Origin of the sequence: Sphingomonas sp., from assembly GCF_036387535.1 — a bacterium.
Lineage (GTDB): Bacteria > Pseudomonadota > Alphaproteobacteria > Sphingomonadales > Sphingomonadaceae > Sphingomonas_R.
The window spans coordinates 1-11,616 of the sequence record NZ_DASVTO010000049.1 but is presented as its reverse complement, the minus strand read 5'-3'; the positions used below and the strand labels follow the sequence as shown (position 1 = coordinate 11,616).

13 protein-coding genes are annotated in these 11,616 nt (G+C 65.9%); 8 read left to right on the top strand and 5 right to left on the bottom strand.

Annotated features, from left to right (window positions below):
* The first annotated feature begins 228 nt into the window (after positions 1-228).
* Both VF649_RS04275 and VF649_RS04270 read left to right on the top strand, forming a co-directional pair.
* Complete coding sequence (locus tag VF649_RS04275) at positions 229-1,092, top strand: TorF family putative porin (protein ID WP_331010720.1); 864 nt, start codon at positions 229-231, stop codon at positions 1,090-1,092.
* Between the two features lie 146 nt (positions 1,093-1,238).
* Positions 1,239-1,667: a hypothetical protein gene (locus VF649_RS04270; protein ID WP_331010719.1), complete on the top strand. Its 429-nt coding sequence runs from the start codon at positions 1,239-1,241 to the stop codon at positions 1,665-1,667.
* 72 nt (positions 1,668-1,739) lie between these two features.
* Here the strand turns inward: VF649_RS04270 and VF649_RS04265 are convergent, their stop codons facing one another.
* The 5 genes from VF649_RS04265 to VF649_RS04245 form a co-directional block, all read right to left on the bottom strand.
* On the bottom strand, positions 1,740-2,186 hold the full coding sequence (locus tag VF649_RS04265; RefSeq protein WP_331010718.1) for a DUF3035 domain-containing protein: 447 nt from the start codon (positions 2,184-2,186) through the stop codon (positions 1,740-1,742).
* Entirely contained in the window at positions 2,179-2,682 is a 504-nt protein-coding gene (gene lspA, locus VF649_RS04260; protein WP_331010717.1) for a signal peptidase II, read from the bottom strand. The genes VF649_RS04265 and lspA overlap by 8 nt, the downstream gene beginning before the upstream one ends.
* A gap of 99 nt (positions 2,683-2,781) precedes the next feature.
* On the bottom strand, positions 2,782-5,619 hold the full coding sequence (gene ileS / locus VF649_RS04255) for an isoleucine--tRNA ligase (protein ID WP_331010716.1): 2,838 nt from the start codon (positions 5,617-5,619) through the stop codon (positions 2,782-2,784).
* Between the two features lie 70 nt (positions 5,620-5,689).
* A complete protein-coding gene (locus VF649_RS04250; RefSeq protein ID WP_331010715.1) occupies positions 5,690-6,622 on the bottom strand; it encodes a bifunctional riboflavin kinase/FAD synthetase in 933 nt (310 codons plus the stop codon).
* 64 nt (positions 6,623-6,686) lie between these two features.
* Positions 6,687-7,211 carry a dihydrofolate reductase gene (locus tag VF649_RS04245; RefSeq protein WP_331010714.1) on the bottom strand — a complete coding sequence of 175 codons (525 nt, stop codon included), beginning with the start codon at positions 7,209-7,211 and terminating at the stop codon, positions 6,687-6,689.
* Positions 7,212-7,287: 76 nt separating this feature from the next.
* On the opposite strand from VF649_RS04245, the gene VF649_RS04240 reads away from it, so the two are divergent.
* The 6 genes from VF649_RS04240 to VF649_RS04215 form a co-directional block, all read left to right on the top strand.
* Positions 7,288-7,536, top strand: coding sequence for an exodeoxyribonuclease VII small subunit (locus VF649_RS04240; RefSeq protein ID WP_331010713.1), 249 nt, complete (start codon positions 7,288-7,290; stop codon positions 7,534-7,536).
* 1 nt (position 7,537) lies between these two features.
* The gene (locus tag VF649_RS04235; protein ID WP_331010712.1) at positions 7,538-8,428 is read left to right on the top strand and encodes a farnesyl diphosphate synthase; all 891 of its coding nucleotides are present in this window, start codon (positions 7,538-7,540) and stop codon (positions 8,426-8,428) included.
* 25 nt (positions 8,429-8,453) lie between these two features.
* On the top strand, positions 8,454-8,972 hold the full coding sequence (gene coaD / locus VF649_RS04230; protein ID WP_331010711.1) for a pantetheine-phosphate adenylyltransferase: 519 nt from the start codon (positions 8,454-8,456) through the stop codon (positions 8,970-8,972).
* 66 nt (positions 8,973-9,038) lie between these two features.
* Positions 9,039-9,722 carry a peptidylprolyl isomerase gene (locus tag VF649_RS04225; protein WP_331010710.1) on the top strand — a complete coding sequence of 228 codons (684 nt, stop codon included), beginning with the start codon at positions 9,039-9,041 and terminating at the stop codon, positions 9,720-9,722.
* A 136-nt stretch (positions 9,723-9,858) separates the two neighbouring features.
* Positions 9,859-10,419: a YqgE/AlgH family protein gene (locus tag VF649_RS04220; RefSeq protein ID WP_331010709.1), complete on the top strand. Its 561-nt coding sequence runs from the start codon at positions 9,859-9,861 to the stop codon at positions 10,417-10,419.
* Between the two features lie 121 nt (positions 10,420-10,540).
* On the top strand, positions 10,541-11,616 hold a 1,076-nt coding region (locus VF649_RS04215; protein WP_331010708.1), incomplete at its 3' end, for an adenosylhomocysteinase.

Below are 11,616 nucleotides of genomic sequence, written 5' to 3'. Positions count from 1 at the left end.
GAGGGGCTGCAGCGCTTCGCCCGCGCACGATAATATCACGCGCTGTGTCTTTGCAGTAACTGTTGCCAAGGGACATAGCGTCAACGGACAGTTTCCGGTTGTGCACTGCGGTAATTTGGTGGAGGAAAAGCAACATCGGCTGGCCAGTCGCTCCCCCCGAAAGGTGAGAGGAGCAACGCTCCGATGCGCAGGGGAACGAGACATAAACCTGTCACGGGGGATTCCACCATGCGTCTGTTCACACTCTGCCTTTCCACGCTGGCACTTTCGGCAGCGATGCCCGCGGTTGCGCAGGACGCGCCGACCAAGCCGATCACGGTGACGGGCTCCGTCGGACTGGTTTCCGATTATCGGTTCCGCGGCGTGTCCCAATCCGACGAAAATCTGGCGGTGCAGGGTGGCTTCACCATCGCGCATGAAAGCGGTTTCTATGTCGGTACTTGGGGATCCAACCTGGCCGGTTGGGGCACATTCGGCGGCGCGAACATGGAACTGGACCTGATCGCTGGGTTCAAGGCGCCCGTAGGCGGTGGTACGCTGGACGTCGGGGCGACCTGGTACATGTATCCGAGCGGTTACAACAACACCGACTTCGTCGAACCTTATGCCAAGTTGTCGGGAACGGTCGGTCCGGTCAACCTGACCGCCGGCGTCGCCTATGCGCCGAAGCAGCAGGCGTTGGGTGCGTGGTCGTCTACCGGCGCGATCGCCGCGCAGGTCGATTATGACGCCGGGACCGGCTACGACAATCCGAACGACAAGAACGACAATCTGTATCTGTGGGGTGACATCAGCACGGGCGTGCCGAACACCGGCCTGACCGTGAAGGCGCACATCGGCTACAGCAACGGCAACACCGGCCTCGGTCCGTTCGCGACCAGCGTCGCGCCAACCGGCGAGTATTTCGATTGGTTGGTTGGTGCGGATTACACCATCCCAGGCTCTCCGCTGACGCTCGGCGTGGCCTATGTCGACACCGACATCACGGCGTCTGATGCCGCCTATCTGCAGCCGAGCTTCAGCCGCGGCCAGGACGGGGCCGGCTCGATCGCCAACGGGAAGTTCGTGTTCGCGGTGACTGCCGCCTTCTGATCCGAACGCAGGGCCGCCGGTGCGCGGCAGACAGGGCTTTCCGGCACGCGCCGGAGAGCCCTTTTCTATCCCTGCGTCACCGGCGTAACCGGCTGGCAAGCACGTCCGGAAACCAAATCATCATTCTCTCGCGCTACGCGTCGGACATGGACGCGACATTTTCTTTCGATGTTGATCTGGAGCGGCATCTTGTCGTGATCGCCATGGCCGGCTTCTTCAAGGCCGCGGACATTGCGGCCTTCACGACCCAGCTGGCCGTTGCCTTTTCAAAGCTGCGCTGCGGGCCCAATCAGCACCTGACGCTCGTCGATATCCGGAATATGGACATCCAGTCGCAGGATAGCGTCAGCGGATTTGCGGGATTGCTTCACAACTCGGGACATGCATCGAAGAGGATCGCATTCCTGGTGTCGCGGTCGCTGGCCAGGCTGCAGATCCAGCGGGCCGCCGAGGGACGCGATGCCCGGTACTTCATGGATCGGCAAGAAGCCGAAGACTGGTTGATCGATGCCCGGCCCGAGCGACGGATAGCGGCGATCCCGTTCGATACGCAGGACGCCGCGGACGCGGCTTGATCGGGCAGCCCCATCGCCGCGCAAGCCGCCCTGGGCCACCGGCACAATGGAGCCGGCGGCCGGGTTGCCGGTTTATTGCGGTGTGGCGGGGGCCGGTGACGTGGCGCCGGTGGTGGCGCTGGCCTCCGCACCCGCACCGACCGGAGCGGCCAGGATGTCGCGCGTGACAGCGCCCTTGTCGACCACGCTGGTATCTCCGCCGGTTTCGGTGCGGATGCCGGGTTCGGTCACGCGGCCGGCCGCGCCGAGCAGTCCGGTTTCACCGGCGCTGCGTTGCGCCTGACCCCCGAACAGTGCGGTCAGGGCCTGCGTACCACTATCGGCCTCCTGCGGGCGCGGGGCGCCGGGCTTGGGCGGAACCAGCGCGAAATCAGGCGGGACAACCAGCGGCGCACGGCGCGCAACCGCAAATTCGTCGGGGCCGGAGCGGCCGGCGAACACGCCACCCTTGTTCCCGCCGCCACAGGCGGAGAGGGCCAGCATGGCGAGGCCGGAGCCCAGGACGATCAGCTTACGCATGCACATTCTCCGAACGATCGGCCCCGTCGCGCGTCAGGAAAGCGCGGAGCAAAAGCAACAGGACGCCGACTGTAATCGCAGCGTCGGCGACATTGAAGACCAGAAACGGCTGCACGACCCCGAAATGCAGGTCGAGAAAATCGGCGACATAGCCCAGCCGCACCCGATCAAGGATGTTGCCGAGCGCACCCCCAAGGACGAGCCCAAGCGCCAGCATATCGGGCGTCTTGCGTTCCCGCCAGAGCCACACCGCAACCCCGCCGGCGATCAGCCCCGTCATCGCGACCAGCAGCCAGCGTGCGACATCGGTGCTGGCGGTGAGCAGGCCCATCGACACACCGAAGTTCCGAACCCAGGTGAGATCCAATATCGGCAGGACGCGGATCTGCAGCAGGTCGGGCAAGCGCAGCCGTTCGACGACATACCATTTGGAAATCTGGTCGATCAGGAAGACGGCAATCGCGATGACGTAGCCGAGCGGACGCGGACGGGTCATTGCGACCGTCCGGCGCGTGGGGTTCCCCACAGCGCATCCCGACGGCACCCGACGTCTGTTCGGACCGCACGGACCAGCGACGGCCTTCCGGCCGATCGATCAAGCACCGACCACCTCCGCGCACCGATCGCAGAGTGCGCCGTCCTCGGTGACTTCGGGCAGCAGGCGCCAGCAGCGGCCGCATTTCCGGTCGTCGCTGCGGTGGACGATCACGGTCGGGCCGTGCAGCGTATGTTCGAACCCGACGTCGGATACGATCAGCAGTTCGGCAAGCTCCGCCGTGGTGGCGCGCGGGCGATCGAGATCGTCGGGATAGCCGATCGTGACGCGGGCCTCATTGCTGGCGCCGAGTTCCTTGCCGCGGCGCTTGGGTTCGATTTCCGCATTCACCGTGACGCGGAGCGCCAGCACCTTGTCCCATTCGGCGCGGTCGACGCCGACGCCCCAGCCGGCGTCCAGTTCGGGCCAGACGAGCAGATGCACCGACCCCGCATCCGGGAAGCGCGTGGTCCACACCTCTTCCGCCGTGAAGCAGAGGATCGGCGCGGCGTAGCGGACGAGCGCGTGGAACAGGATGTCGAGCACGGTGCGATAGGCGCGGCGCTTGGGCGCGGTGGCGGCGTCGCAGTAGAGGCAGTCCTTGCGGATGTCGAAGAACAGTTGCGACAGATCGTTGTTCGCGAAATCGACCAATGCCCGCGCGTAGCGGTTGAATTCGAACGCGTCCGTCGCCGCCCGCAGCGTCTCATCGAGCAGCAGCAGCCGATCGAGAAGATAGCGTTCGAGATCGGGCATATCGTCCGCCGCAACGCGTTCCGCTTCGGTAAAGCCGTCCAGCGCGCCCAGAAGATACCGGAAGGTGTTGCGCAGCTTGCGATAGACGTCGGAGGTGCTGGACAGCACTTCCTTGCCGATGCGGACATCCTCGAAATAGTCGGTGCTGGCGACCCAGAGGCGCAGAATGTCGGCGCCGCTTTCGTCGATGATCCTGAGCGGATCGACGACGTTGCCGACCGACTTGGACATCTTGCGGCCCTGGCCGTCGAGCGCGAAGCCATGGGTGAGTACCGCGTCATAGGGCGCACGACCGCGGGTACCGGCGCTTTCCAGCAACGAAGACTGGAACCAGCCGCGATGCTGATCCGATCCTTCGACATAGAGATCGGCGCGCGTGCCGGTACCGTACCGCGCCTCGATCACGAAGGCGTGGGTGGAGCCGCTGTCGAACCAGACGTCGAGGATATCGGTGACGGGTTCGTAGCCGGCGGCGTCATGGTCGTCGCCTAGCAGCGCCTGATGATCGGTGGTGTACCAGGCGTCGGCACCGCCCTGCTGGACCGCGGCGACGATGCGCGCGTTGACGGCCGGATCGCGCAGATAGTCGCCGGTCGCACGATCGACGTAGAGCGCGATCGGCACGCCCCAGGCACGTTGGCGGCTGATGACCCAATCCGGCCGGCCGGAGACCATCGCATGGATGCGATTGCGCGACCTTTCCGGGACCCACCGGGTGCGCTCGATCGCGTCGAGCGCGGTTTCGCGCAGCGTGGCGGCGTTGTGGCCGGTGTTCGATTGCGCGGGATCGGATGCAGCGTCGGGCCCGGTCCGGCCGGTGTCCATCGGGATGAACCATTGCGGGGTCGCCCGGAAGATCAGTTTCGCCTTGGAACGCCAGCTGTGCGGATAGCTGTGCGCGTAATCGGCGGAGGCGGCGACGAGCGCGCCGGCGTCGCGCAGGTCGGTGCAGATCGGGCCATCGGGCGCATTGAACTTCGGATTGATGACCGATCCCTGGCCGCCGAGCCACGCCCAGTCGCCACGATACCGGCCGTCGCCATCGACCGCGAACACCGGATCCAGGCCATGCGCCTTGCAGAGATCGAAATCATCCTCGCCATGATCCGGCGCCATGTGGACGAGCCCGGTGCCGACATCGGTCGTCACGAAATCCGCGGACAGCAGCGGGCGGAGCTTTGCGAAGAACCCGCCGCGCGCGTGCATCGGATGGCGAACGAAGCTGTCTTCGAGTGCCTCACCCTTCACCAGCATCAGGAAATCGAATGCCGTCGCGCCGATGCGGCCGAGAAACGCCTCTAGCAGCGGTTCGGCGAGAAGATATCTGCGTCCTTCGACGTCGACGACCAGATAGTCGTAGGACCGGTGATAGGCGATCGCCTGGTTGACCGGGATCGTCCAGGGTGTGGTCGTCCAGATCACGGCCTGGACCCCGATCAGTTCATCGATCGGGCTTTCGACGATTTCGAAGCCGACGTCGATCTGGGTCGAAACGATATCCTCATATTCGACCTCCGCCTCGGCCAGGGCGGTCTTTTCGACCGGGCTCCACATCACCGGCTTGGCGCCGCGATACAGCTGGCCGCTCTCGGCGAACTTCAGAAGCTCCGCGACGATCGTGGCTTCGGCTTCGTATTTCATCGTCAGATAGGGATCGGCCCAATCGCCCTGAACGCCCAGCCGCTGGAACTGCGCACGCTGCACATCGACCCATTTTTCGGCATAGGCGCGGCATTCGGCGCGGAACAGGACGGGATCGACCTCGTCCTTGTTCAGCTTCTTCTTCCGATATTGTTCCTCGACCTTCCATTCGATCGGCAGGCCGTGACAATCCCACCCGGGTACATAGGGCGCGTCCTTGCCGAGCAGGGATTGCGAGCGGACGATGATGTCCTTCAGCACCTTGTTCATGGCGTGGCCCATATGGATGTCGCCATTGGCGTAGGGCGGGCCATCATGCAGGATGAAGCGTTCCCGCCCGGCGCGCGCGGCGCGCAGTTGCCCGTACAGGTCCGTGTCCGCCCAACGCTGGAGGATCGCCGGCTCCCTGGCGGCGAGGCCCGCCTTCATCGGGAAGTCGGTCTTCGGCAGGAAGACGGTGGCGCGCCAATCCGGTGCGGACGTTTCGGGTGTATCGTTCATCGTCAGCCGCCTTAGCGCAAGGGGACGCAGGGGGGAACCAGCGTTAGCCGCCGCTCTTGACGGCAATTGGTCAAGATATCGTGGCCAGGATCCGCCGTGCCGCCGCGCTGTCGCGGTCCATCTGCGCCACCAGTGCGTCAAGCCCGTCGAACCGCGCCTCGGGCCGGAGATGCGCGATCAACGCGACCTCGATACGCTGGCCATAGAGATCGCCGCCGAAATTGAAGAAATGCGGTTCAAGCAGTTCCTTCGGCGGCGTGAATTGCGGACGGATGCCGAGATTGGCGACACCGTCGAGCACGCGTCCGTCCGGCAGATGTCCGCGCACCGCATAGATGCCGTAGGCGGGACGCAGATATTTGCCCATGTCCATGTTCGCGGTGGGGTAGCCGATGGTGCGGCCGATCTTATCGCCATGCTGGACCACCGCCTCGATCGTGAACGGGCGCGTGAGCAGGCGCGCGGCCTCTTGCGGGTCACCGGATTGCAGCGCGACGCGGATCCGGCTGGACGAGATCGGGCCGGCTGCATCGGTGACGGGACCGACGGCCTCGCTGCGGATCGTGGCCATGACGGCCGGGTCGGCCAGCAGCGCCGCGTTGCCGGATTTGCCCGCGCCGAAGGTGAAGTCGGCACCCGTGACGATGCAGGCGGCACCGACGCGCGTACCGAGCCAGTCGGTAATGAACGACCGCGCCGACACCGCGGCCAGGGCCGCATCGAAGCCGAACACGAGCATCGCATCCGCACCGGCCGCCGCGAACAGCCGTTCCCGCTGATCCAGCGTCGTCAGGCGGAAGGGTGGCGCATCGGGCCGAAAATAGCGGACGGGATGCGGATCGAAGGTGGCGACGATCAGTGGCCGGCCCTCCGCCCGCGCGATGGCGCGCGCGCGCGCGACGACCGCCTGGTGGCCGAGATGGAAGCCATCGAAATTGCCGAGCGCGACCACGCCGTTGCGGAACGGTGCGGGGATCGGATGGTCGCTGGTCAGCCTGTGCATGGTGGCGGGCTATAGGAAGGCGCGGCGGCGGGGACAATCGGGCAGTTGCGCGCGCCGGCCGGCGTCATGGCCGGCGCTCATAGGTCACGAAGCCGTAGCCCGGCCGTCCGGATTCGGGCGGATGATCGGTGCGGGCGACGATGTGCCACAGGTCGGGATCCGGAAGCGGGATGAACGTATCGGCCGCCGGCGCGAGGTCGACATGGGTCATTTCGATCCGCGTCGCGCAGGCTTCGAACAGCGCGTGGATCTCCGCCCCGCCGATCACCGACAGCCGATCCGATGCGGCATGCGCGATGGCCTCCGCCACGCCGGCGACGGGTTCCGCGCCGTCGGCCGTCCAGCGCGGATCGCGCGTCAGCACGATATGGCGGCGACCGGGTAGCAGCCCTGGCAGGCTGTCGAACGTGCGGCGGCCCATCACCATCGGTGCGCCGGCGGTCAGTGCCTTGAACCGTCGCAGATCCGCCGGCAGGTGCCATGGCAGTGTTCCGTCGCGCCCGATCGCGCCATTGGCGGCGCGCGCGATCACGAGAACGAGCTGCGGCACGCGCTGCGCCATGATTTCAGGCAGGGAGTCTGCGGACATGTCGGATGCGTAGAGTCGGGGCCGTCGGGCCGCAAGTCCGCTTGACCCTTGGCCGCCCTTCGCCAATACGACCGGCATGGCGGAACAGACGGACAGCATCGGCGACCTATCCTTCGAGGACGCGCTGAAACGGCTAGAGGCGATCGTGCAGCGCCTGGAGAGCGGGGACGCGTCGTTGGACGAGTCGATCCGGCTTTACGGCGAAGGCGACGCGTTGAAGCAGCAATGCGAGGCGCGGTTGCAGGCGGCACAGGCACGGATCGAGCGGATCGTGGCGGGCGCCGATGGCAAGCCGACCGGCACCACGCCGTTCGACGGCGATTGACATGACCATGATCGTACCGGCCGAGATCCAGCGGGTGTCCGCAGAGATCGATGCGTTTTTCGATCGACTGCTGACGGTGCCGGACGACGGCCGCGCACGGTTGTACGACGCGATGCGCCATGCGGCGATCGGCGGGGGCAAACGCCTGCGGCCCTTGCTGGTGACGGCAACCTGCGCGCTGTTCAACGTCGACCGCGCGCGCGCGATCCGCGTCGGGGCGGCGGTGGAGTGCATCCATGTCTATTCGCTGATCCATGACGACATGCCGTGCATGGACGATGATGACCTGCGGCGCGGCAAGCCCACCGTCCACAAGGCGTTCGACGAGGCGACCGCGGTGCTGGCGGGAGATTCGCTGCACGCTTTGGCGTTCGAGGTCCTGGCGCAACCGGATACGCATCCCGATCCCTATGTCCGCGTCGAACTGATCGCCGAACTGGGCCGGGCCAGCGGGCCGGCGGGGATGGCCGGCGGCCAGATGATGGACCTGGTGGCGGAAACCGCGGCCTATGACCTGACCGCGGTCACCCGGTTGCAGCAATTGAAGACCGGGGCGCTGATCGGCTTCTGTCTGGAAGCCGGCGCGATCATGGGGCGGGTGCAACCGGACGGGCGGACGGGGTTGCGCGGCTATGCGCATGACATCGGACTGGCGTTCCAGATTGCCGACGACCTGCTGGATACCGAGGGCGACGCGCAGGCGGTGGGCAAGGCGGTGGGCAAGGACGCCGCCGCCGGCAAGGCGACGTTCGTGTCCCTGATGGGCGCGGACCGCGCGCGGGCGCAGGCGGAGATGCTGGTGGACCAGGCGATCCGGCATCTGCACGCGTTCGGATCGGAAGCGGACCTGCTGCGCGCGATCGCGCGGTTCGTGGTGGAGCGGGACCGGTGATCCGCAATCGTGAGGGGGCGGGGGCATGACGCGGATCGGGGTTTATCCGGGGACGTTCGACCCGATCACGCTGGGCCATATGGACATCATCCGCCGCGGTGCGAAGCTGGTCGACAAGTTCGTGGTCGGCGTCACCACCAACCCGTCCAAATCGCCGATGTTCACCGTCGCCGAACGGCTGGCCATGGTGCGGCGGGAGGTTGCCGGCATTCGCGGCGATATCGACGTGGTCGCGTTCGATTCGCTGCTGATGGACTTTGCCGAGGGCGTGGGCGCGAACGTCATCGTGCGCGGCCTGCGCGCGGTGGCGGATTTCGAATATGAATATCAGATGGCAGGCATGAACCAGCAGATCAACAACCGTGTGGAAACGGTGTTCCTGATGGCCGATGTGGCGTTGCAACCCATTGCGTCGCGGTTGGTGAAGGAGATCGCGCTCTATGGCGGGGCGGTTCACAAATTCGTGCCGCCGACCGTGGATGCCGAGATCCGCGCACGCGTCGCGGCGGTCGGGCGCAAGGGCACCGGTGATAGTCAGGCCTGATATTCAGGATAGGGACAGCCCGGCGGCGATATCGGCGCCTGGCGGATTTCGGGATGTGGAATGACGATGCGTAACAGTTTCCTTGTCGCGGCGGTGGCCGGCCTGCTTTGTTCCGGGGCGGCGTTCGCGCAGGCGCGGCCTGAACCGAGCGAGGCGACGGTGCCGAAGCCGCTGCCCAAATTGCCGCAGGCGACCCCGGTCGAAGCGTTCCTGCCGCCGCCGCTGACACCGGACAACACGCTGAACCTCGATCTGTCGACCGGCGGCCGGGTTGTGATCCAGTTGCGTCCCGACAAAGCCCCGGAGAATGTCGGCCGGGTCAAGCTGCTGACGCAGCAGGGATTCTATAACGGCCTGATCTTCCACCGCGTGATCGAGGGCTTCATGGCGCAGGGCGGCGATCCGAAGGGTGACGGCACCGGCGGGTCGCCGCTGCCGGACCTGAAGGCGGAGTTCAACGACATGCCGCACGTCCGCGGCGAAGTGTCGATGGCGCGCAGCCAGCAGCCGAACAGCGCGAACAGCCAGTTCTTCATCATGCTGGCGCCCAATCTGAACCTGGACGGGAACTATACGCCGATCGGACGGGTGGTGTCGGGCATGGAATATGTCGACCGGATCGAAAAGGGCGAGCCGCCGGCGAACCCGTCGAAGATCGTCCGCGCATCGCTGGGTGCGCCTTATGCCGCGGTGGCGACGCCGCCGGCACCAGCGCCCGCCGCGGTGGTTCCGCCCCCTGCGAATCCGTGACGATTGCGCCGTCCGGCCCGGTCGTGCGTTATGTTCCATTGGCGTGAGCGCGTTTGGCGGCGCGAGCGGTGCGGACTGACGACGCGCTGTTTCGGCCATGATGATCGGCGGCGCGCCGGAAGCTAGGATGGTGTGCATGGATCAGCCGCGGTTTCTATCGGGTCAGATGTTGCTGGCCATGCCCGGAATCGGCGATCCACGGTTCGAGCGCGCCGTGGTTGCGATGTGCGCGCATGACGAGGACGGCGCGCTGGGCATCGGCCTGGGCGAGGTGGTGCCGACCCTGGGGCTGCACGGATTGTTGGCACAGGTGGAGATCGATGTGGGCGTAGCACCCGACGTGCCGGTGCATGTCGGTGGGCCGGTGGAGCCGCGGCGCGGGTTCGTGCTGCACGGTCAGGATTGGAGCGGGCAGGACACGTTGCACGCCGGTCAGCGCTGGGCGCTGACCGGGACGCTGGACGTGTTGCGTGCGATTGCAGAGGGGCGCGGGCCGACCCGGTTCGTGGTCGCGCTGGGCTATGCCGGCTGGGGCGAGGGGCAGCTGGATGCCGAAATGACCCGGCATGGCTGGTTCGCGACGCCCGCGACCGACGCGTTGCTGTTCGACCGGCCGGCGATTGCCCGGTGGGAGGCGATGTTCGCGCACGCCGGGGTGGATACACGGATGCTGGCCAGCGAAACCGGGCACGCCTGAACGCCCTGATGATCCGAAGGGCGGCATATAAAGATATCTTTATATTTGCATCTGCCGCGAGCGATCGGTAGAGCGCGCACCATCATGGCCGCGCAGGTGCGGCCTCATGCGGAGATTGCCCGTGGCCACCATGCCCGCCGACACCTTCACCGATTATCTGGTGCATGACATCTCGCTGGCCGGTTACGGCCGCAAGGAGATCGAGATCGCCGAAACCGAGATGCCCGGCCTGATGGCGCTGCGTAGCGAGTTCGGCGTATCGCAGCCGTTGAAGGGCGCGCGGATCGTCGGATCGCTGCACATGACGATCCAGACTGCCGTGCTGATTGAGACGCTGACCGCATTGGGCGCGCAGGTGCGGTGGGCATCGTGCAACATCTATTCCACGCAGGATCATGCTGCCGCCGCGATTGCCGCGTCGGGCGTGCCGGTGTTCGCGGTCAAGGGCGAGACGCTGGCCGAATATTGGGATTATGTCGACCGCATCTTCGATTGGGGCGACACCACCTGCAACCTGATCCTGGACGATGGTGGCGACGCCACGATGTTCGCGCTGTGGGGTGCGCGGCTGGAAGCGGGGGAAAGCTTCGGCGAGCCGGAGAATGACGAGGAAGTCGAGTTCCAGCGCGTCGTCAAGGCGTTCATCGCGCGTCGTCCGGGCTATCTGACCGAGACCGTGAAGAATATCCGCGGCGTGTCCGAAGAAACTACGACCGGCGTCCACCGGCTGTACGAGATTGCGAAGAAGGGCCAGTTGCCGTTCCCGGCGATCAACGTCAACGACAGCGTGACCAAGTCGAAGTTCGACAATCTGTATGGTTGCAAGGAGTCGCTGGTCGACGCGATCCGTCGCGCGACCGACGTCATGCTGGCCGGCAAGGTCGCGACCGTCGCCGGCTTCGGCGATGTCGGCAAGGGTTCGGCGCAGTCGTTGCGGAACGGCGGCGCCCGCGTGCTGGTGACCGAAGTCGATCCGATCTGCGCGCTGCAGGCGGCGATGGAGGGTTTCGAGGTGGTGACGATGGAGGAAGCGGTCACGCGGTCCGACATCTTCGTCACCGCGACCGGCAATGCCGATGTCATCACGGCCGAGCATATGGCGGCGATGAAGTCGATGAGCATCGTGTGCAACATCGGCCATTTCGACAGCGAGATCCAGATCGCCGCGCTGAGCAACTACGAGTGGGACGAGGTCAA

Excerpts from the sequence above, each read along its gene's own strand:
- VF649_RS04235 (WP_331010712.1), top strand. The coding sequence starts at position 7,538 with ATGACCATGATCGTACCGGCCGAGATCCAGCGGGTGTCCGCAGAGATC.
- VF649_RS04225 (WP_331010710.1), top strand. The coding sequence starts at position 9,039 with ATGCGTAACAGTTTCCTTGTCGCGGCGGTGGCCGGCCTGCTTTGTTCC.
- VF649_RS04240 (WP_331010713.1), top strand. The coding sequence starts at position 7,288 with ATGGCGGAACAGACGGACAGCATCGGCGACCTATCCTTCGAGGACGCG.
- VF649_RS04245 (WP_331010714.1), bottom strand. The coding sequence starts at position 7,211 with ATGTCCGCAGACTCCCTGCCTGAAATCATGGCGCAGCGCGTGCCGCAG.
- VF649_RS04265 (WP_331010718.1), bottom strand. The coding sequence starts at position 2,186 with ATGCGTAAGCTGATCGTCCTGGGCTCCGGCCTCGCCATGCTGGCCCTC.
- VF649_RS04270 (WP_331010719.1), top strand. The coding sequence starts at position 1,239 with ATGGACGCGACATTTTCTTTCGATGTTGATCTGGAGCGGCATCTTGTC.
- VF649_RS04275 (WP_331010720.1), top strand. The coding sequence starts at position 229 with ATGCGTCTGTTCACACTCTGCCTTTCCACGCTGGCACTTTCGGCAGCG.
- ileS (WP_331010716.1), bottom strand. The coding sequence starts at position 5,619 with ATGAACGATACACCCGAAACGTCCGCACCGGATTGGCGCGCCACCGTC.
- VF649_RS04220 (WP_331010709.1), top strand. The coding sequence starts at position 9,859 with ATGGATCAGCCGCGGTTTCTATCGGGTCAGATGTTGCTGGCCATGCCC.
- coaD (WP_331010711.1), top strand. The coding sequence starts at position 8,454 with ATGACGCGGATCGGGGTTTATCCGGGGACGTTCGACCCGATCACGCTG.
- lspA (WP_331010717.1), bottom strand. The coding sequence starts at position 2,682 with ATGACCCGTCCGCGTCCGCTCGGCTACGTCATCGCGATTGCCGTCTTC.
- VF649_RS04250 (WP_331010715.1), bottom strand. The coding sequence starts at position 6,622 with ATGCACAGGCTGACCAGCGACCATCCGATCCCCGCACCGTTCCGCAAC.